Source organism: Hoylesella oralis ATCC 33269, from assembly GCF_000185145.2.
Taxonomy (GTDB): domain Bacteria; phylum Bacteroidota; class Bacteroidia; order Bacteroidales; family Bacteroidaceae; genus Prevotella; species Prevotella phocaeensis.
On the sequence record NZ_GL833119.1, the window covers coordinates 2,011,384 to 2,030,473 of the forward strand.

Consider the following 19,090-nt stretch of genomic DNA (forward strand, 5'->3'; position numbering starts at 1 on the left):
AAATGAAAAAGATATATTTGTTCTTCTTTCTAATTCATGGCATGGTGATGCCTGCTATCGCGACAGATAGTATAACATCACATAAACCTTTTTTAAAAAAGGTGGTCGGCAATATATCTACGGCCCTTAGAAATTTTACGAGTATAGATACAAACTACATTGAACCTCAGCACTATAATTTTACCGTAATGCTACAAAATACGAACACTTATGAACAATACAGAATAAATAATAAGAAAGGACAATCCATCCGTTTTTCTCCGGAACCGTCTGTAAAACTCGGACCTTATTTAGGATGGCGATGGATATTTTTAGGCTACACCTTAGATATTAATCACTTGAGGGGTAACAATAAGAAAGAATACGACTTCAGTATCTACAGTTCGCAGATAGGAATAGACATCTTCTATCGTGTAGGAAAAGACTATAGAATTAAAAGTATGTATTTAGGTAAAGGTATCAATACCGACCAGATAAGAAATGTTCCTTACAATGGTTTCAGTTCAAGTGTAAAAGGTTTTAATTTGTATTACATCTTTAATCATCATCGATTTTCCTATCCGGCAGCTTTTAGTCAGAGTACAATACAGAAAATCAGTTGCGGTTCCCCATTAGTAGGAATCGGTTATACCAAACATTCCATTGATATCGATTGGCAACAGTTGGATACTGTGCTTAAAGAAAGATTGGGGAATACGTATGAGAAGATGCCTATAGATAGCAGTCTCCGTTTCGGAAATGTTAAATATACAGATATAGCTATATCGGGGGGCTATGCATACAACTGGGTATTTGCTCATCACTGGTTATTCGCATCTTCTTTATCTTTAGGTATTGCGTATAAAAAAACAGTCAGCGATTTACAACATGAAAGGCAAAATATGCGCGATTTTTCTATTAAGAACATGAATATCGATGGCATCGGACGGTTCGGTATCGTATGGAATAATATGAAATGGTATGCCGGTGCGAGTGCTATAGTGCACACCTATAATTATAATAAAGACCAGTTTTCCACTAATTCTATTTTTGGAAATGTCAATATTTATATAGGTTTTAATTTCAATAAGAAAAAACAATATAAATGAAAACGATTGTCTTCTCACTTTTTCTATCTCTGATATGCACCAGTCACAATGCTTCTGCACAGGTACAATACACAAAAAGAGACAGTATAATTGCCATGAACATGCTGCATAAGGCCATTTCAAACAAACAGAAAGAAAATTTATTTCTGTTCTTTGCAAGAGAATTTAAAGGTACACCTTATGTAGCACAAACTTTGGAGCGTAATGAAAAGGAGAAATTGATAGTTAATTTAAGGGAAGTAGATTGTACCACATACATCGAATATGTATTGGCATTGACATTATGCTATCAGAATAAGAAGAATACATTTATAGACTTCTGTAATTATCTGCAACATGTAAGATACATAGATGGGCATATATCTTACCTTAAACGTCAGCACTATTTTACAATATGGATAGAAGACAATTGCAAGAGTGGTTTTGTAAAGGAAATCCAGACACCCGATCCCCCGTTTACAAAGTTACAGACCATTTCCATTAACTATATGACAGTTCATCCCGACAAATATCCAATGTTGGTAAAACATAGAGAGTGGATAGACGGCATCGCGAAACTTGAAGAAGATTATAATGGGAAGGAATACCGATATATCCCCAAAACAGCGATTGCTAACACGCGACTTTTTCGTAATACAGTTCACGATGGAGACATACTTGCCCTTGTAACAAGCAGGAAAGGCTTGGATACGACACATATCGGCATTGCCGTATGGCATAAAGATGGCTTGCATCTGTTACATGCGTCTTCCATCAGAGGTAAGGTTGTAGAAGAAATAACGACTCTCAAGACTTATATGCAAAAGCATCCTTCTCAAATTGGTATTAGAGTTATCAGAGTATTGCCTTAAAAACGCCCTACCCTATTTTCACCACTTTTAGGTATACGAACCGCTCTTATATACTATTGAGAGATGCTGTAAATAGGTAAATACCTATTTCTATCTATTGCATATTCCGAGTTTTTTTTGTTACTTTGCAGCGAAGTAGCTAACAACAATTAGGTATCAGATGAAAAATCAAAAAATGTATGAACCGGATGATAAGATGATTTCTATCATCGGAGATAACTACAGTATTCTCCAAAGTCTCGGCTCGTTTGGTATCAACCTCGGATTTGGAGATAAAACTGTACAGGAGGTATGTGAAGACCAACATGTAGATACATATACTTTCCTTGCTATCATAAACTTTACAATTAATGGGTATAGAGAATATGATGATGCGGAACGCCTTTCGATACCGACATTAATGCAATACCTGAAAGCGAGTCATGATTATTATTTAGGTTTCGAATTGCCCTACATCCGTCAAGGGCTTGTTGGCGCCCTTGACGAAAATGATAATTTGGCAAGACTCATCTTGAAGTTATATGATGAATACGCACGCTCTATAAGAAACCACATGCAATATGAGGAAAAAACTGTTTTTCCTTATGTGGAAGACCTAATAAATAATAAGGTAACCACTAATTATGATATAGAAACTTACTCTAAGCATCATGGACAAACCGACCAAAAGCTGCGCGAACTTAAAAACATTATTATAAAATATCTGCCATCGGACGGTTTGCGGAATAACCAACTTTCGGCAACTCTCTATGATATTTATAATTGTGAAGAGTGGCTTTCGCAACATGCTTCTGTTGAAGAAGAAATATTTATACCCGTTATTAGAAGTCTTGAGAAACGATCGAAACAGAATGATGTTTCGTTTAAGATATCTAATATGCTTAATCAAAATCCGGAAAATCAGGAAACATTGAGCGATCGAGAGAAAGATGTGATTGTTAGTTTGGTACAAGGAATGACAAATAAAGAAATCGCAAATCATCTTTGTATTTCCACAAATACAGTCATTACTCATCGAAGGAACATAGCAAGGAAATTACAGATACATTCACCTGCAGGTCTTACAATATATGCTATTGTGAATAATCTTATTGATATTTCTTCTGTGAAATTATAAAAAAGTACAATTCTTCTTAGCACCGATTATTAAAATAATCGGTGCTTTTTTATTTTATTAACCTAATGGTTATCAATACATCTATATTATAATTACAAATTATACTTTAATTATTATGTCATTTTTTTAGTCACTAAAAAAATATAAAAGCAAGAATTAATAATGTATTTTGAATTTATATTATTTTCTTTTTATTATCTTTGTACACATAAAATAATTACTAAAAATGATAATTTTAAAATTATATTATAAATAAAAATTACCCAAAACGGAAAACTTTTTATCAAATATAAATAGAAAAGTTTTCCAAAAAGTATAAAAACAATGGAAATTAGAGATTTTGTTATTACCAAAAGAGACGGAAGTAAAGACCGTTTTTCGCTTGACAAAATTATGAATGCTATTATTAAGGCATTCAATTCTGTGAACGAACCAATCAATTTAGGAAGTATTTCTAAACTTTTAAGTCATCTTGCTATACATGACGATATTAAAGTAGAAGATATACAAAACCAAGTAGAAGAAGCTCTAATGCGAGAAGGCTATTACAATGTAGCCAAATCGTTTATGCTTTATCGCCAAGCACACACGGAAGATAGAGAGACATTGGAGAGGCTGAAATTTCTTTCGGATTACTGTGATGCTTCTAATGCTGCAACAGGCTCTAAATACGATGCTAATGCCAATGTTGAACATAAGAATATTGCAACCCTTATCGGCGAACTTCCCAAAGCAAGTTTTATTCGTCTGAACCGCAGACTACTTACCGACAGAATAAAAAAAATGTATGGAAAAGAGGTAGCTGATGAATATATTAATAAGCTTACACATCATTATATATATAAGAATGATGAGACGAGTCTTGCAAATTATTGTGCATCCATCACGATGTATCCTTGGTTAATAGGAGGAACGGCTTCTATTGGTGGAAATTCTACAGCGCCGACAAACTTGAAGAGTTTCTGCGGAGGATTTGTAAATATGGTCTTCATGGTGTCAAGTATGCTAAGTGGGGCCTGTGCCACTCCGGAATTTCTAATGTACTTGAATTATTTTATTGGGTTGGAATATGGAAAGGACTATTTCAAAGAGCCGGATAAGGTTGTTGATTTGTCTGTCAAGCGTAGAACCATTGATAAGATGATAACCGACTGTTTCGAGCAAATTGTATATACCTTAAATCAACCAACTGGTGCAAGGAATTATCAGGCCGTATTCTGGAATATCTCCTATTATGACAAGTTTTATTTCGAGAGTCTCTTTGGTAATTTCTATTTCCCCGATGGAAGTCAACCCGACTGGGAAGGGGTGTCATGGCTTCAGAAACGATTTATGAAGTGGTTCAACAAAGAACGTACTAAAACAGTGTTGACTTTCCCCGTAGAAACAATGGCATTATTAACAAAAGATGGGGACAGTATGGATAAAGAATGGGGAGACTTTGCAGCAGAAATGTATTCGGAAGGGCATTCTTTCTTCACTTATATGAGTGACAATGCAGATTCGTTAAGTTCATGCTGTCGGTTGCGTAACGAGATACAAGACAATGGTTTTAGTTACACTCTCGGTGCAGGAGGAGTATCGACAGGAAGCAAGAGTGTGCTGACTATCAATCTTAACCGCTGTATCCAACATGCGGTAAACAACAAGATAGATTATAAAGAATATCTATCAGAAGTGATTGATTTGTGCCACAAAGTGCAATTAGCATATAATGAAAATTTGAAAGAACTACAGAAGCATGGTATGTTGCCACTCTTTGATGCCGGTTACATCAATATTTCAAGGCAATATTTAACAATCGGTATCAATGGTCTTGTAGAAGCTGCAGAGTTCATGGGATTACAAATTACCGACAATCCCAATTATCTGAAATTCGTACAAGAGGTTCTTGGACTAATTGAAAAGTATAATAAGCAATACCGTTCAAACGATGTTCTTTTTAACTGTGAAATGATACCTGCCGAAAATGTTGGCGTAAAACATGCCAAATGGGATCGCGAAGACGGTTATTTTGTACCACGCAATTGTTATAATAGTTATTTCTATATCGTGGAAGATTCTTCGCTGACAATTCTCGATAAGTTCAAGTTACACGGAGCTCCCTATATACAACATCTTACAGGAGGTTCGGCTCTACACATGAATCTTGAGGAACATCTTTCCAAAGCGCAGTATCGCAAACTTCTTAAAGTGGCCGCCAAAGAAGGTTGCAACTACTTTACATTCAACATTCCCAATACACTCTGTAATGATTGTGGGCATATTGATAAACGTTATCTACAGGAGTGTCCTAAATGTCATAGTAAGAATGTGGATTATATGACACGCATTATCGGTTACTTGAAACGGGTAAGTAATTTCTCGTTACCTCGTCAGGAGGAAGCCCACAGACGTTACTATGCAGACAAGCAGAAATATACAGTCTCGGTAAAAGACTATGAAATGGTAAAATAATCAGCCGTTTGACAATATAATAAGGTGTTGAAATTTGTAAATACAGGAATTGTATTCCAAGAAATCCCAGATGAAGTGACACTGGCAATCAATATTTCAAATTGTCCGTGTCGTTGTCCGGGCTGTCATAGCCAATACCTGTGGCAAAATATAGGAGAGCCACTAACGCCGATAGCCATTAGCTCTATGATAGAACGTTTTGGAAATAGCATTACTTGTATATGCTTGATGGGAGGAGACGCAGAACCGTCTTCTATCAATATGCTTGCCCGTTATATACACAAAATGCACAAAGGATATAAGGTGGCATGGTATAGTGGCCGGCAATTAATACCTTCAACCATTAGGAAAAGCGATTTCGATTATATTAAACTTGGCCCGTATATCGAACATTTAGGATGTCTGAAAGAAAGGACAACAAATCAAAGACTTTATAAACATATTGTTGGAGAAGATTTTATTGATATCACCGAAACGTTTTGGAAATAATGGAATTGCTATCAGCTATAAAACTTTTATTACAGCGTTTTATAGCATAATATCGTCATAGGAGTAAATGGTTATAAAAATAAGCGGATAAGGAAAAAACTTATCCGCTTAAACTTATAAAGACAATATATGATATTATTTCTTCGCAGTTGCTGCTTTTGTTTCAGCTGCAGGTTTATATGCTTTATTTAACCCAGCTATTACATCATTCGTAATATCAAGCGCTTTATCTGCATAGAGGAGGTTATCTCCGGCCTTGCTCAATATCAATGTGTATTTCTTATCTTTATTATATGAAGCCAAGAAATGCTGAATACTGTCGCGAAGTGCTTTGTTATATTTATCTGTTTCTGCCTGAAATTCTGTACTTAAGCGCTGATTTAGTGCTTGTAAATCATTATTCTGGCGTTGCAATCCTGCTTGTATGGCTTCAGCCTGTTCACGAGTATAGGCATTCTGTTGTACTTTCTGTTGGAAATTTGCCGCTGCATTTTGTAATTGTTGTTGCTTTCCTGCAAGAGTATTTTGTATGTTTTGTCCTTTTTTCTGCAATATCAAAGAATAATCTTTACAGAACTTATACTGAGACATGATACTATCTACCTCAACATAAGCAATTTTTATTGTCGATGGAACATCTCCCTTCCCAGAGTCGGTTTTTGTGTCCATTTGAGGTTGCGACTGATTGCACGAAGTAATAACAAAGGCTGCAAGCGAAGCAACCGTCATTGTTAAAATGTCTTTTTTCATTTTCTTATCTTTTTATTATTAATATGCACAATTCGATTTTCTTGCCTCTAAATCTTGATCTATAAAGCAATGTATGCCTTTTTTTCGCAATCCGGCATTGTCATGGATGTGTGGAGAGACAAATTTTCCATTTTTCTTAAAGATCAACTTCACGGATAATAATGCAATAGCTATAGCAATAATTAACACGCTTAAGAGTAACATTTCTACCATATTTTATTATATTTGCAGAGCTTATGATACACTATAAATGCGTCGCAAAGATAGTGTAATTTAAGTGAAACACAAAATAAAAAGCCTGATATTGTAGGTAATTTAAGAATAAAAAACAATGGTATTATAATTAAATGAATAACTCAATGGAAAAGAAAGACCTCAAACCTGCTCGTGTGTTCGAACAATTTGCAAGAATTAATCAAATTCCACGCCCATCCAAGCACGAGGAAAAGATGATAGAATACTTACGAGAGTTCGGCAAAAGCCACGGATTGGAAACAAAAGTAGACAAAACCGGAAACGTTTTGATACGAAAGCCCGCAACAAAAGGATATGAAAATCGCAAGACCGTAATCTTACAAAGTCACATGGATATGGTGTGTGACAAACTTGTTGATGTAGAATTTGATTTCTATAAAGATGCTATTCAGACTTATATCGATGGGGAATGGCTGCATGCTAAAGGTACTACGCTCGGGGCTGATGACGGTATAGGAGACGCCATAGAACTTGCCATTCTCGACTCTGATGATATCGAACACGGTCCTTTGGAATGCGTATTTACCCGTGATGAGGAAACTCAGCTTACCGGTGCTTTAGGAATGGAAGACGACTTTATGAATGGAGATTATTTAATCAATCTTGATTCTGAAGACGAAGGACAGATTTTTGTGTCGTGTGCAGGTGGGAGGAGCACAATCGCTACGTTCAAATTCCAACGTGAACAAGCTCCCAAAAGATATTTCTTCATGCAGGCATCTTTGAAAGGACTTATCGGCGGACACTCCGGAGACGATATCAACAAAAAACGCGCCAATGCCATAAAGGTGTTAACACGCTTTCTCTATAATGAACAATCTAAGTACGATTTGCACTTGGCAAGTTTTAATTCTGGCAAGTTACATAATGCAATACCACGCGACGGTCGTGTTATCTTCGCAGTACCCGACGAAGTAAAAGAACAGGTAAAAGCTGATTGGAACGTATTTCAGGCTTCTGTTGAAGACGAATTTCATGTAACGGACACCTCTATGGTATTTACATTGGAGAGTACCGAACCTTCTGAGGTTTTACCAAAGGAAACCGGTCGTAAATTTATCATGGCCCTACAGGCTGTAGACAATGGCATTTTCGCGATGTGCCAAGACGAAGCACTTGCTTCTATGGTTGAAACATCAAGTAATGTGGCAGCGGTTATTACAAGAGAGAATGAGATTGAGGTGCTGTCTTCCCAACGTTCCAATGTGATGAGCAATCTCGACAATATGTGTAACTCCGTAAGAGCGGCCTATGAACTGGGAGGGGCAGAAGTTATTGCAACAGACGGCTATCCGGCTTGGAAAATGAATCCGAATAGCGAATTGGTTAAAATTACTGTAAATGCTTATAAGAAACTTTTCCACAAAGAACCGAAAGTGCTGGGCATTCACGCAGGATTAGAATGCGGTTTATTCTCCGAACGATACCCCGATCTCGATATGGTTTCATTCGGTCCAACCCTTCGTTATGTGCATACTCCTGATGAATGTCTTCATATACCCACCGTACAGATGGTATGGGATCATTTATTGGAAGTTTTGAAAAACATTCCCGAAAAATAATACATTTAAACATACAGCAGAGACAGCGTTTGGGCTTGTCTCTGTTGTAATAAAATCATAACATGAAAAAAAGTATCTTTCTCTCCTCCGTTTTCTTATCATTGTTGTTAATAAGTTGTGGCCAGAAACATGATGCGGAGAAACTGATCTCCAATTTTCTTGACAATAATCTTGTAGATAACGATATCCGCGAGAAAACATTCTCGGATATTGATTCCACATTCTATATAAACGACAGCATCGTAAATGCGATGCGAACGAATGCTCGTACCAACAGGCTCGTCAAAAAAGAAGCCCAATATGGTACTGAAAAGGTTTCTGGAAAATTACTTTTTATGAGCGTGAAATATAGGAAGAACGACGGAACAATGCAAAAGTTTACTTTCTATATGGATCCCGAACTTGAAGAGATAGTTGCTTTTAAACAAGATGCAATCTAATTGTCTGGTTTTAGATTACATCATGAACCACGGAGCTTGACATCGTGAACCACGGAGCTTGACGATTGGGGAGTACCATTCGTTTGCGGTACACATATGTTTTATCCGCAACAGAAATGCAACCTATCGGACTTATCTATAGCATGTTTTTCCGGTAAATCGCAATCTATCCGGCACGCATATTACTATTTTCTCAAAATAACGCATACAAAAACTCTACTATCAATAACTTAAGCATCGTTGCACTTATCTCTACCCCATCGAGGATAATCAATGGACTTTTATTGGCACCGAATGTGGATACGCCTCGAATATAGAACTCTGCATTGTCGTACCCCGGCTCACCAGTAGTCTGACGTGCTATGATGCCCGGAACATTTCCTGCAAAAGAGGTTGTAAGACTGCTGGATGTCATCTTCAAATCTTGGGGCTTTACAGATTGTACGGCCCCTACCAACGATTCTTTTTTCTGCTTACCGAAACCGACAACAACTACTTCATCCAAAACTTTATTGTTAGGTATCATGGAGATGGCAATAAATGTTCTGCCTTTCAACCGTATTTCTTTATTCTGATAGCCTATATAAGCAATATCTAAAGTGGCATTGGGCAACACTTTTAGCGAAAAGGTTCCATCTGCATCTGTAATAGCAGCATTAGCGGAACCTCGCTCCCTGACTGTGGCTCCAACTATCGGTTCTCCGTTCTCGTCGCCTATAAATCCTTTGATAGCTGTTTTTTCATTTTGCAACATCTTATTGGTATTCCACTCTTTTGCAGTAGTGGGACCGCCGTTATTTAGCAATTCAGCCTGCAATGTTATCAGGCTTGATTCGAACAACAACAAAAGCATCAAAAGTAGCCTTTGCCAACAACAAAATTTACTTTTCATCTGTTTTCAAGTTATAAAATTATTATATGGTTTATTGACTAATGAATTGTCAGGTCTCTATACCAATTTATCAGGCAATAGTTTATCAAACTACGCCAAATAGGTCTAAGTAATAGTTTTTCAATAAATTATTGTAGTTTCACGATACCAGTATAATATTGGATTGCAACAAAATAAAGAATAGCCATTGGATAGTCGCAAAAATAATTAATTTTAGTTAGAAATCCAAACTTTTTCTTGCAAAATATTAAATGTAAAACGGATTTCTGATGTTTTTACATGATTTAAATCTATCAAATAGTTCTACCAACAAATAAGGGCATAAAAAATAAATTTTATGGATGTATTACAATGAAAAAATCTAATAGAAATATGGCTTGAGATGATATACACAACTCCTAATCACGCCATATACAGCCTCTATCGGCATTAGAATAATCATATATGAACAATAAACATACTGTGGATTATAACAATATTGAAACAACATCTTCATGCTTCCCTATTTTCATTATTCACCGAAAGTATATAATATCTTGTTCAAAATAACAAAAAAGCATGTAAAACATATCGCAACAGTTCTTTATCAGCAAACTGTTGCAACATGCTTTACATGCCCTATCTGTATTAGGAATTTATTCTCCCTCGGGAGTAATCAGTTTATAACCTTTGCCATGGATATTAATGATTTCGATTTGATCGTCGTCTTTCAGATGTTTGCGTAGCTTCGTGATATACACATCCATAGAACGAGCATTGAAATAGTTGTCATCTATCCATATCGTTTTCAGGGCAAAATCTCTTTGCAGTATTTCATTGGCATGAGCACACAACAGAGCGAGCAGTTCATTCTCCTTTGTTGTGAGCTTTGTCTGCTTATCTCCGATAGAAAGTAACTGCTTCTGTGTGTCGAATGTGAAGCGCCCGATATGGTAAAGTGTAGACTCTTTATTCTTCTTTCCGCGCACACGACGCAGGATTGCCTCTATACGTAAAACCAATTCTTCCATAGAAAATGGCTTGGTAATGTAATCGTCTGCCCCGATTTTAAATCCTTCAAGGATATCTTCTTTCAACGTTTTAGCTGTAAGGAAAATAATAGGTATCTCTGCATTAGCTTGGCGGATTTCCTGTGCTAATGTAAAGCCATCTTTCTTAGGCATCATTACATCGAGTACGCAAATGTCGAACTTACTCTTCAAGAATTCCTTATAACCAACTTCACCATCAGGACATAATACTGCCGTATAGTCCTTTGCCTGTAAATATTCGCGAAGTAACATACCTAAATTTTCATCATCTTCGCACAATAAAATCTTCAACTTATCTTCCATAATTTTTAATGTTTATATATTAATAATTCTTATCAACCTAATCAGTCTTCCTTGATAACAGGAAGTTTGATTGTAAATTCCGTACCTTTTCCGAACTCACTGTCTACACGAATTTCGCCATTATGCAGATCAATAATCTTCTTTACATAAGCCAAACCAAGCCCGAAGCCCTTTGCATCGTGCACATTACCCGTATGCACACGATAGAACTTTTCGAATATACGCTTCAAATTTTCTTTTTTGATACCAAGTCCGGTATCGCGAACAGACAGATATAGATAATCGTTATCATTCCATGTCTTCAGATAGATATCGATAGGCTTATCTTGTTTCCTATATTTAACGGCATTATCCATCAGATTAAATATCACATTTTGGAAATGCATTTCATCTACATAGATAGTAGAATCGATGGCACCTATATCTGTATAAATCTTTCCTCCCGTATGCTCTACACGCAACGTGAAAGAATTAGCTATATTCTCCACAATCTCATTCAAGTCGAGGCGTTTCTTTTTGAACACTGCTTTCTTGCGATCGAACATCGACATCTGTAATACTTTCTCAACAAGGAAACGCAAACGTTTGGACTCATCGTTGATCACTCCACCGAGATGTGCCATCATTGCCTCGCTCTTGCTAACCGACTTGTCATTAAGCATCTGGGCTGCAAGCGATATACTTGCTATAGGTGTTTTTAGTTCATGAGTCATATTATTGATAAAATCGTTTTTGATTTCCGTATATCTCTTTTGCCTAAAGATGATAACTATCGTGAAAACAAACGTTACCAAGAGCACGAAAGTAAACACGACTGCCGGTATAAGAAACCGTACTGAAGAGAATATGTACTCGTTCATCTCCGGAAAATGTATCTTAACAACTCCCATATTCGACTGTGGATCGTTGCGGAAGAGCACTTGAGAATAGGTATATTCCTCTCCATCATCAGAATAATCCGGACATCTATAGACCTCCCGCCCGTCTTGTGTGCTTACAGTAAAGTGGTAAGGTATATTAATTCCGTTATTCATCAGCTCCGCCTTCAAATCCTGATCGAGCAATTTAAAGTTAACTCTTTCTTTTAATGGTTTTTCTGAAGCTGAATATAATATGGAGTACACTACCTCATCGAGCAATGCCTTTTGATAAACATAGCGATTTTTAACGATTTCCTGTAACGACTTGGAAGCCTCTGACAATGAATTTTTATCGTTATGTAAAATCATTGCTTTAGGCATTTGAGACGGTTTTGTTGTTATTGTTTTCAACTCGAATGATGAATAAACCGTTCCATCATTACCTGCAACGGAATATTGATGGGACTGTTGAATAGTACCATCAGGTTGCCCCGACCTCGTACCAATAGAGTCTTGTCGGAAGGCTTTGCGTTCTGTTTCGTTTACATCCTTTTCTAAATAGCGTAAAGTTTCATTGAGTTCCAAATTACGTGCAGCCTGATAAAGCGCACGGTTCACAGACTCATCGAATTGTTCTTTCTTCATATTTGTCATTTCACGAATATATTTCAATTGCAGAAATAGCAATGCAAGGAAAGAAAATCCCATTATAATCGATATAATCCAAATCGTTTTCTTCTTCATGTCAGCAAAGATAACAAATATCTTAACTCGTTAACACGATCATGTTAAATAAACATATAAAATTCAATAATATTAACATGGTGCATTATTTTATATTTATATAAACATATAACAATAAAAGATGTAAGTATATTCATAAAAAGAAACAATAGATTTATGGAAGAACAACGCGAGTGGAATAAAATAATAAATAATAAAAATATGTATTCTTATTTCACCTTATTAAGGTTTTTGCAAGAGTAAGAGATAAACTAATTTCCTACTTAAAACTATATGTACACAACATTTTGCTTTCTTGTCATCAGCATCAATCAGGCATTAATCTCCCTGTAATCAACAGATTACATTCTCTGCAGCTCTATGACAGAAAAATTAGATCAACATAAAACTGTATATAAAGACTTCTCGATATTCACTAAATTCATGTATATAGACGCTAATCCATAATATGTTTTTCTTAAACAGCTATACATTTATTAAGGCACAAAACAAAAGCAGGAGAGAGGCAAATACAGTCTCATCTCCTACGTAAACTTGATTTTAAAATTATCGTTAATTATTGACACTTCCTCCGACAATATCAAGCAATTCGTTTGTAATAGCCTGTTGCCTGCTTTTGTTATATTGTAAGCTCAAATCACGCAACAATTCATCCGCATTATCTGTTGCCGTCTGCATTGCTACCATGCGTGCAGCATGTTCGCTTGCATTACTGTCCAACAGTGCGGTATACACCATTAAATTGAGCAACTTCGGAGTTAAAGTCTTCAATACTATCTCAAGATTTGGCTCTACAATAAAGTCATCATTCAATGGTTTCACCTCTTCGACGTTCGATTGTTCTTTCTGTTTCTTCTTACGTAGATATTCCTGTGCCTTAGCAGTCGCCATGTTTGAACTCAAATCACGATCGTTATCTGAACCGATCTCTGTAGATAAATCTATCGGTAAGAAACATTTTCTTGTTAATACCTGAGAACCGGCACTCTTAAAATGATGATAAATCATTTCCACCTTATCAACTTCTCCTTTCAAAAACTTTGCAGATAACTCCTTGGAAACTTCAGCACATTGCTTTGCATCTGGTTTTTCGGCAAGCTCAGTAAAGTTACCAGCACATCGCAACCCGAATTTTACCGCTTTTTCGGCAATCTTTCTTCCTATGGGATAAATAATAATATCATCAATGCCTTGCTGTTTATATTCATCAACAGTTTGCTGCATCATCTTGATAATATTGCTATTAAATCCTCCGCAAAGAGAGCTATTGGAAGAGAATACCATAAGCGCCACTTTTCTAACATCCTTATGTCCAATCTCAAATGGACTTTCGGCTTCCTGTCTGCTTGCAAGAAATGCCTTAAGAATATGTTCCAACAAATTTTCATAAGGAAGCATATTTTGAATGGCGATCTGAGCGTGATGTAATTTAGACGATGCCACCATCTTCATAGCACTCGTTATTTTACGTGTACTATTGACAGATGCTATACGTGTTTTGATCTCTTTTAATGACGGCATAGGCTATCAAGCTTTATATTGTCCAGCTATATCGGCCATAGTACTTTCTATCGTGGCCGTCACTTCATCGGTAAGTTGTCCGTTTGCCAAAAGCTCAATAACATCCGGATGCGATGTGCGCATCTTATCAAGGAATGTATCTTGGCATTTTCTTACTTGATCAACTGGAACGCTTTGCATCAGTCCGTGAACTCCACAGTACAGAATAGCAATCTGTTCACCCACCGGCATCGGCGTATATTGAGGCTGAATAAGAAGTTGGTTATTCTTCCGCCCACGATCAATCGTCATTGCCGTTACAGGATCCATATCGCTTGAAAATTTAGAGAAAGCCTCGAGTTCACGGTACTGTGCTTGATCTATTTTCAGAGTTCCGGCAACCTTTTTCATACTTTTAATCTGTGCAGAACCTCCAACACGAGATACTGATATACCAACATTGATAGCCGGACGGAAACCTTCATTAAAGAGATTGGTCTCCAGATAAATCTGCCCGTCTGTAATAGAAATTACATTGGTTGGGATATATGCGGAAACATCTCCAGCCTGCGTTTCAATAATCGGGAGAGCGGTTAATGAGCCTCCGCCTTTTACATGTCCTTTCATACATTCCGGTAGATCATTCATTTGTTCTGCAACTTCCTGCTGATCGTTTATACGTGCTGCACGTTCGAGTAAACGTGAGTGGAGATAAAACACATCGCCGGGATATGCTTCGCGTCCTGACGGGCGACGTAAAATTAACGAGACTTCTCGATAAGCAACAGCCTGCTTACTAAGATCATCGTATACAACAAGGGCAGAATATCCTCTATCACGGAAATATTCACCGATGGCAGCTCCTGCAAATGGAGCATAATACTGCATGGCTGCAGGATCGGCGGCTGTTGCACTTACAATAATCGTATAAGGCATGGCACCATGTTCTTTAAGTGTCTGTACAAGTGTAGCAACGGTAGATGCTTTCTGTCCGATTGCGACATAAATACAATATACTGGCTTTCCTGCCTCATAGAAACTTTTCTGATTTATAATGGTATCAACCGCAATCGCAGTCTTGCCCGTCTGACGGTCACCAATGATAAGCTCTCGCTGTCCACGACCTATAGGAATCATAGAGTCTACGGCCTTTAAACCTGTTTGTAATGGTTCTTTTACCGGCTGCCGATAAATAACACCGGGTGCTTTCCTATCAAGAGGCATTTCAAATGCGTCCGTAAGATCAATATCTCCTGATCCGTCAATAGCCTGTCCCAAAGGATTAACGACACGTCCGAGGAAGTTATCATTAACGCGGATGGAAGCAATTCGGTGAGTACGTTTTACCGACTGTCCTTCTTTAATACCTGTAGTAGAACCAAGAAGCACACAACCAACATTATCTTCTTCCAAGTTCATCACAATAGCCATCGTACCATTCTCGAATTCAAGGAGTTCATTCGCCTCGGCATTACGTAGTCCGTAAATACGAGCGACACCATCGCTAACAGTTAGCACTGTGCCAACTTCTTCAAAATGTTCTCTTTCATTAACCTGTCGGAGCCGCTGAAGCAATACCTCTGACACTTCACTTGGTTTTATTTTATCTGACATTTTATTTATTTTTTAAATTCTGTTAGAATACGGCGAAGCTTAGTCTTTACACTGGCATCCAGCCGATATGTATCATATTCTAAGATAAATCCACCAATGATATCAGGCTCTACTTCCGTATTAAACTCTACAGTTCCATGAGTTTTGCTTTCAACCATCTGCTTCATTTTCTGCTCTGTGACAGAATCTACAGCAGTAGCAGTGACAAGCTTTCCGAGAGTGATATTCTTATCTTTCCTGTAAAGAGTAATATACGATGCAGCTATGAATTGCAAAACATTCTCCCTGTCTTCTCTCAATACAAGAGCAATAAATCTCCTTGTTAACGGATTGACAACATCACCACACGCTGTTTCAAGTAATATCTGCTTCTTACTCTTTGAGAGAATAGGATTATCTATCGTAATTCTCAGTTCAGGCACTTCGACATAACTCACCATCAGATATTGCATTTCATGATAGAGTTCGTCTTCCCGCTTTTCCATAACTGCACATTTGAGAAGGGCACGGGCATATCGAACTGATATTACACCTAAATCCATAAACTACAATTTAATCTTTATTTTTGCCTTTAGAAACTTCATCTAACAATCGATCAATCATTTCCATTTGCATATCATTTGAGGATAATTTTTCGCGTAAGATATTTTCTGCTATTTGAATACTAAGCTCAGCCACCTGAGTTCTAATATCCCGAACAGCATTCTGCTTATCATTCTCGATTTGCGCCTTGGCATCTGATATTATACGAGCACTTTCTTCATGTGCCTTTGCTTGTGCCTTCTCGACTATAGCATCACGAGTTACGGCAGCTTCATTTATGACTTGGGCCTGTTTCTCGCGTGCTTCTTGCAATATAGCATCTCCCTCCTGTTTAATATTATCAAGACGTTCCGAGGCTTCATGTGCCTTGCGCAGGCTATCATCTATATATTGCTTACGCCCCTCCACCATCTTGATAATAGCGGGGAACCCGAATGTAGCAAGAACACCAAAAACCACCAAGAACGCCAAGAACATCCAAAACAGCAGTCCGAAATCTGGCGTTAATATTGATGGGAAATTATTCATCTATATTTTTATTACTTGATAATGAATGCACAAGCTGCAATAGCAAAAAGAGCACATCCTTCTACGAAAGCCGATGTCAATATCATGTTTGTCATAATCTTACTGGAAGCTTCGGGTTGACGTGCAATGGCGTCCATTGCGTTACCACCGATTTTACCAATACCCAAACCTGCACCAATTGTTGCAATACCTGCACCAAGACCGCAGCCCAGCTGTGCCAGACCTTCAGCAGCCAATAATGTTGAAATCATCATAATTCTTTTTTATTTATTAATTATTTGTTATTATTCTTTTTATTCTGTTTGTGTTACTCAACTTCATGCTCTTTATGAGCCATACCGATAAACACTGCGCTCAATAATGTAAACACATAGGCCTGAACAAATGCCACCAATAGCTCAAGACAATTCATAAAGAGGAGCATGATTACACTAAAAAGATTTAAACCTATACCATAACCAACTCCCATAGACCAACCAAGAAAAATCACACATGTGAAACTCAATATTACTGCATGACCAGCCATCATATTGGCAAAAAGACGAATCATCAAGGCAAAAGGTTTTGTAAATATTCCGAATAATTCTATTACAGGCATCAGAGGTATAACTTTTAGAAAAATCGGAACCTCAGGCCAAAAGATTTCTTTCCAATACTCTTTGTTGCCAAATAGATTAATAGCAAGCATAGTACACACTGCAAGAAACATTGTAATATTAATATTTCCCGTAACATTTGCACCTCCGGGAAAGATAGGAATCAATCCTACTAAATTACATGCAAGTATGAAGAAGAATACAGTAAGCAAGTAAGGAGCATATTGTTTATAATGCTTCTCACCCACCGATGGCCTTATCACTTCATCATGAATGGTCATCACCAACATTTCCATTGCTCCAACAAAACCTTTCGGGGCATCGCTCTTTTCATTCCTTTGAGTATACCACCGAGCACATGAAAGAAAAACGATAATAAGTATTATCACCACTATCCATATTTGCAAAACAGCTTTTGTAATACTTAAATCAATAGGACGCACACTACTGCCATCTTCCAGACGTTCATATATTTTACCATGATGGTTTTTATCGAAAAAGAAACCTTTAGGCAAACTATGAACAGTACAAAAATGCCACTCACCTGTAGATTCACTCCTTATAATAATAGGTAGCGGAATACTTAAATATTTTCCATTATAAGTCGTTATATGCCATTCATAAGAGTCAGATAAATGCTCAAGTACAATCTCCGATATATCCAACTTACTATTATTACCCTCGTTGGCATGACTCTGCATCGGGGCAAGCATCATCATCGTTAGAAAAAGTATTGCTTTTATCTTTCTCATTATTTTAATATCTATATTCATTTTATACATGTTATATTCACCCTCATGATTTCTGCATTTTCGCAAAAAACAGTGCATGATGTATTATCAACATGAGGTAGAATACAAGAAATATCAAAAAGAAAACTGACATTTCACTACGCCCTGCAATAAGATAATAGACAAAGAATACTATCAAAGCCAAAAGCATTCTGAAACCAGACACTGCCATAAAAAATGTAGGCAGGCTGTCAACCGCCCTTTGAGCAACACGACACCAGACCTTAGCCTCTGTTATTTCAGACATAAGAGAAAAGACAACAGCAACAGTTAAGGGAACAAGCATCCCTTTTATTGCTCCGATCCACATTATAGATAATATAAGAAAGCTCAAACCAATAATTGCCCAAAGGCCCTGCTTGATATACAATTTACACAACTTGTTTATATCTGTCATCTTTTCGTCCATATTCTTTCGTGCGAAAGATTATATTTCAACACACATACTCACTTCATTTTTCTGAACTTCTACAAATCCTCCCAAGATGTCTATTGCTGTCTTTTCACCTTTAGGCATAATAAACCGAATCGTTCCTTTTTCAAGAGAAGATATGATCGGAGCATGATTAGATAAAATCTCAAATTCTCCGAGAGTTCCCGGAACAACTACATTGTCCACTTCTCCTGTGAAAATAATCCTTTCGGGAGATATAATTTTAAGTTTCAGCATATAAACTTA

The 19,090-nt window shown here is 37.1% G+C and carries 20 protein-coding genes; 7 read left to right on the forward strand and 13 right to left on the reverse strand.

The window, feature by feature from the left end; genetic code table 11:
• Positions 1-2 precede the first annotated feature (2 nt).
• The 5 genes from HMPREF0663_RS10820 to nrdG all read left to right on the forward strand — a co-directional run bounded on the left by HMPREF0663_RS10820 (position 3) and on the right by nrdG (position 6,002).
• Entirely contained in the window at positions 3-1,088 is a 1,086-nt protein-coding gene (locus tag HMPREF0663_RS10820) for a DUF4421 domain-containing protein (RefSeq protein WP_004370586.1), read from the forward strand.
• Entirely contained in the window at positions 1,085-1,939 is an 855-nt protein-coding gene (locus HMPREF0663_RS10825) for an N-acetylmuramoyl-L-alanine amidase-like domain-containing protein (RefSeq protein WP_004370587.1), read from the forward strand. The genes HMPREF0663_RS10820 and HMPREF0663_RS10825 overlap by 4 nt, the downstream gene beginning before the upstream one ends.
• Before the next feature lie 160 nt (positions 1,940-2,099).
• Positions 2,100-3,056, forward strand: coding sequence for a LuxR C-terminal-related transcriptional regulator (locus HMPREF0663_RS10830; protein WP_004370588.1), 957 nt, complete (start codon positions 2,100-2,102; stop codon positions 3,054-3,056).
• A gap of 324 nt (positions 3,057-3,380) precedes the next feature.
• Positions 3,381-5,513, forward strand: coding sequence for an anaerobic ribonucleoside-triphosphate reductase (gene nrdD, locus HMPREF0663_RS10835; RefSeq protein WP_004370589.1), 2,133 nt, complete (start codon positions 3,381-3,383; stop codon positions 5,511-5,513).
• Positions 5,514-5,537: 24 nt separating this feature from the next.
• The gene (gene nrdG, locus HMPREF0663_RS10840) at positions 5,538-6,002 is read left to right on the forward strand and encodes an anaerobic ribonucleoside-triphosphate reductase activating protein (protein ID WP_036858906.1); all 465 of its coding nucleotides are present in this window, start codon (positions 5,538-5,540) and stop codon (positions 6,000-6,002) included.
• A 135-nt stretch (positions 6,003-6,137) separates the two neighbouring features.
• On the opposite strand, the gene HMPREF0663_RS10845 is transcribed toward nrdG, so the two are convergent.
• Both HMPREF0663_RS10845 and HMPREF0663_RS12360 read right to left on the reverse strand, forming a co-directional pair.
• Positions 6,138-6,752: an OmpH/Skp family outer membrane protein gene (locus HMPREF0663_RS10845; protein ID WP_004370591.1), complete on the reverse strand. Its 615-nt coding sequence runs from the start codon at positions 6,750-6,752 to the stop codon at positions 6,138-6,140.
• A gap of 18 nt (positions 6,753-6,770) precedes the next feature.
• Positions 6,771-6,965, reverse strand: coding sequence for a hypothetical protein (locus HMPREF0663_RS12360; protein WP_004370592.1), 195 nt, complete (start codon positions 6,963-6,965; stop codon positions 6,771-6,773).
• A gap of 146 nt (positions 6,966-7,111) precedes the next feature.
• Here HMPREF0663_RS12360 and HMPREF0663_RS10855 point away from each other — a divergent pair, with 146 nt between their 5' ends.
• The gene (locus tag HMPREF0663_RS10855) at positions 7,112-8,569 is read left to right on the forward strand and encodes an aminoacyl-histidine dipeptidase (protein ID WP_016665095.1); all 1,458 of its coding nucleotides are present in this window, start codon (positions 7,112-7,114) and stop codon (positions 8,567-8,569) included.
• A gap of 62 nt (positions 8,570-8,631) precedes the next feature.
• Entirely contained in the window at positions 8,632-9,009 is a 378-nt protein-coding gene (locus HMPREF0663_RS10860) for a hypothetical protein (protein ID WP_004370594.1), read from the forward strand.
• 193 nt (positions 9,010-9,202) lie between these two features.
• Here the strand turns inward: HMPREF0663_RS10860 and HMPREF0663_RS10865 are convergent, their stop codons facing one another.
• The 11 genes from HMPREF0663_RS10865 to atpC form a co-directional block, all read right to left on the reverse strand.
• A complete protein-coding gene (locus tag HMPREF0663_RS10865; RefSeq protein WP_016665094.1) occupies positions 9,203-9,901 on the reverse strand; it encodes a carboxypeptidase-like regulatory domain-containing protein in 699 nt (232 codons plus the stop codon).
• Between the two features lie 635 nt (positions 9,902-10,536).
• Complete coding sequence (rprY, locus tag HMPREF0663_RS10870) at positions 10,537-11,235, reverse strand: response regulator transcription factor RprY (protein ID WP_004370596.1); 699 nt, start codon at positions 11,233-11,235, stop codon at positions 10,537-10,539.
• A gap of 41 nt (positions 11,236-11,276) precedes the next feature.
• Positions 11,277-12,839: a sensor histidine kinase gene (locus HMPREF0663_RS10875; protein WP_004370597.1), complete on the reverse strand. Its 1,563-nt coding sequence runs from the start codon at positions 12,837-12,839 to the stop codon at positions 11,277-11,279.
• 552 nt (positions 12,840-13,391) lie between these two features.
• On the reverse strand, positions 13,392-14,360 hold the full coding sequence (locus HMPREF0663_RS10880) for a F0F1 ATP synthase subunit gamma (protein ID WP_004370598.1): 969 nt from the start codon (positions 14,358-14,360) through the stop codon (positions 13,392-13,394).
• Positions 14,361-14,366: 6 nt separating this feature from the next.
• Positions 14,367-15,953 (reverse strand): F0F1 ATP synthase subunit alpha, encoded by a 1,587-nt coding sequence (atpA, locus tag HMPREF0663_RS10885; RefSeq protein WP_004370599.1) that lies wholly within the window; start codon positions 15,951-15,953, stop codon positions 14,367-14,369.
• 5 nt (positions 15,954-15,958) lie between these two features.
• The gene (locus HMPREF0663_RS10890) at positions 15,959-16,495 is read right to left on the reverse strand and encodes a F0F1 ATP synthase subunit delta (protein WP_004370600.1); all 537 of its coding nucleotides are present in this window, start codon (positions 16,493-16,495) and stop codon (positions 15,959-15,961) included.
• A gap of 10 nt (positions 16,496-16,505) precedes the next feature.
• On the reverse strand, positions 16,506-17,024 hold the full coding sequence (gene atpF, locus HMPREF0663_RS10895; RefSeq protein WP_004370601.1) for a F0F1 ATP synthase subunit B: 519 nt from the start codon (positions 17,022-17,024) through the stop codon (positions 16,506-16,508).
• Between the two features lie 11 nt (positions 17,025-17,035).
• Positions 17,036-17,278 (reverse strand): ATP synthase F0 subunit C, encoded by a 243-nt coding sequence (atpE, locus tag HMPREF0663_RS10900; RefSeq protein WP_004370602.1) that lies wholly within the window; start codon positions 17,276-17,278, stop codon positions 17,036-17,038.
• Between the two features lie 53 nt (positions 17,279-17,331).
• Entirely contained in the window at positions 17,332-18,372 is a 1,041-nt protein-coding gene (atpB, locus tag HMPREF0663_RS10905; protein ID WP_036875486.1) for a F0F1 ATP synthase subunit A, read from the reverse strand.
• Between the two features lie 43 nt (positions 18,373-18,415).
• Positions 18,416-18,820, reverse strand: coding sequence for a hypothetical protein (locus HMPREF0663_RS10910; protein WP_004370604.1), 405 nt, complete (start codon positions 18,818-18,820; stop codon positions 18,416-18,418).
• An 18-nt stretch (positions 18,821-18,838) separates the two neighbouring features.
• Positions 18,839-19,081, reverse strand: a complete 243-nt coding sequence (atpC, locus tag HMPREF0663_RS10915) for an ATP synthase F1 subunit epsilon (RefSeq protein ID WP_004370605.1) — start codon at positions 19,079-19,081, stop codon at positions 18,839-18,841.
• Positions 19,082-19,090: the final 9 nt, after the last annotated feature.

Bases quoted from the DNA above. Each gene is read 5' to 3' on its own strand.
- HMPREF0663_RS10820 (WP_004370586.1), top strand. From the start codon at position 3: ATGAAAAAGATATATTTGTTCTTCTTTCTAATTCATGGCATGGTGATG.
- HMPREF0663_RS10825 (WP_004370587.1), top strand. From the start codon at position 1,085: ATGAAAACGATTGTCTTCTCACTTTTTCTATCTCTGATATGCACCAGT.
- HMPREF0663_RS10830 (WP_004370588.1), top strand. From the start codon at position 2,100: ATGAAAAATCAAAAAATGTATGAACCGGATGATAAGATGATTTCTATC.
- nrdD (WP_004370589.1), top strand. From the start codon at position 3,381: ATGGAAATTAGAGATTTTGTTATTACCAAAAGAGACGGAAGTAAAGAC.
- HMPREF0663_RS10845 (WP_004370591.1), bottom strand. From the start codon at position 6,752: ATGAAAAAAGACATTTTAACAATGACGGTTGCTTCGCTTGCAGCCTTT.
- HMPREF0663_RS12360 (WP_004370592.1), bottom strand. From the start codon at position 6,965: ATGGTAGAAATGTTACTCTTAAGCGTGTTAATTATTGCTATAGCTATT.
- HMPREF0663_RS10855 (WP_016665095.1), top strand. From the start codon at position 7,112: ATGGAAAAGAAAGACCTCAAACCTGCTCGTGTGTTCGAACAATTTGCA.
- HMPREF0663_RS10860 (WP_004370594.1), top strand. From the start codon at position 8,632: ATGAAAAAAAGTATCTTTCTCTCCTCCGTTTTCTTATCATTGTTGTTA.
- HMPREF0663_RS10865 (WP_016665094.1), bottom strand. From the start codon at position 9,901: ATGAAAAGTAAATTTTGTTGTTGGCAAAGGCTACTTTTGATGCTTTTG.
- rprY (WP_004370596.1), bottom strand. From the start codon at position 11,235: ATGGAAGATAAGTTGAAGATTTTATTGTGCGAAGATGATGAAAATTTA.
- HMPREF0663_RS10875 (WP_004370597.1), bottom strand. From the start codon at position 12,839: ATGAAGAAGAAAACGATTTGGATTATATCGATTATAATGGGATTTTCT.
- HMPREF0663_RS10880 (WP_004370598.1), bottom strand. From the start codon at position 14,360: ATGCCGTCATTAAAAGAGATCAAAACACGTATAGCATCTGTCAATAGT.
- atpA (WP_004370599.1), bottom strand. From the start codon at position 15,953: ATGTCAGATAAAATAAAACCAAGTGAAGTGTCAGAGGTATTGCTTCAG.
- HMPREF0663_RS10890 (WP_004370600.1), bottom strand. From the start codon at position 16,495: ATGGATTTAGGTGTAATATCAGTTCGATATGCCCGTGCCCTTCTCAAA.
- atpF (WP_004370601.1), bottom strand. From the start codon at position 17,024: ATGAATAATTTCCCATCAATATTAACGCCAGATTTCGGACTGCTGTTT.
- atpE (WP_004370602.1), bottom strand. From the start codon at position 17,278: ATGATGATTTCAACATTATTGGCTGCTGAAGGTCTGGCACAGCTGGGC.
- atpB (WP_036875486.1), bottom strand. From the start codon at position 18,372: ATGAGAAAGATAAAAGCAATACTTTTTCTAACGATGATGATGCTTGCC.
- HMPREF0663_RS10910 (WP_004370604.1), bottom strand. From the start codon at position 18,820: ATGGACGAAAAGATGACAGATATAAACAAGTTGTGTAAATTGTATATC.
- atpC (WP_004370605.1), bottom strand. From the start codon at position 19,081: ATGCTGAAACTTAAAATTATATCTCCCGAAAGGATTATTTTCACAGGA.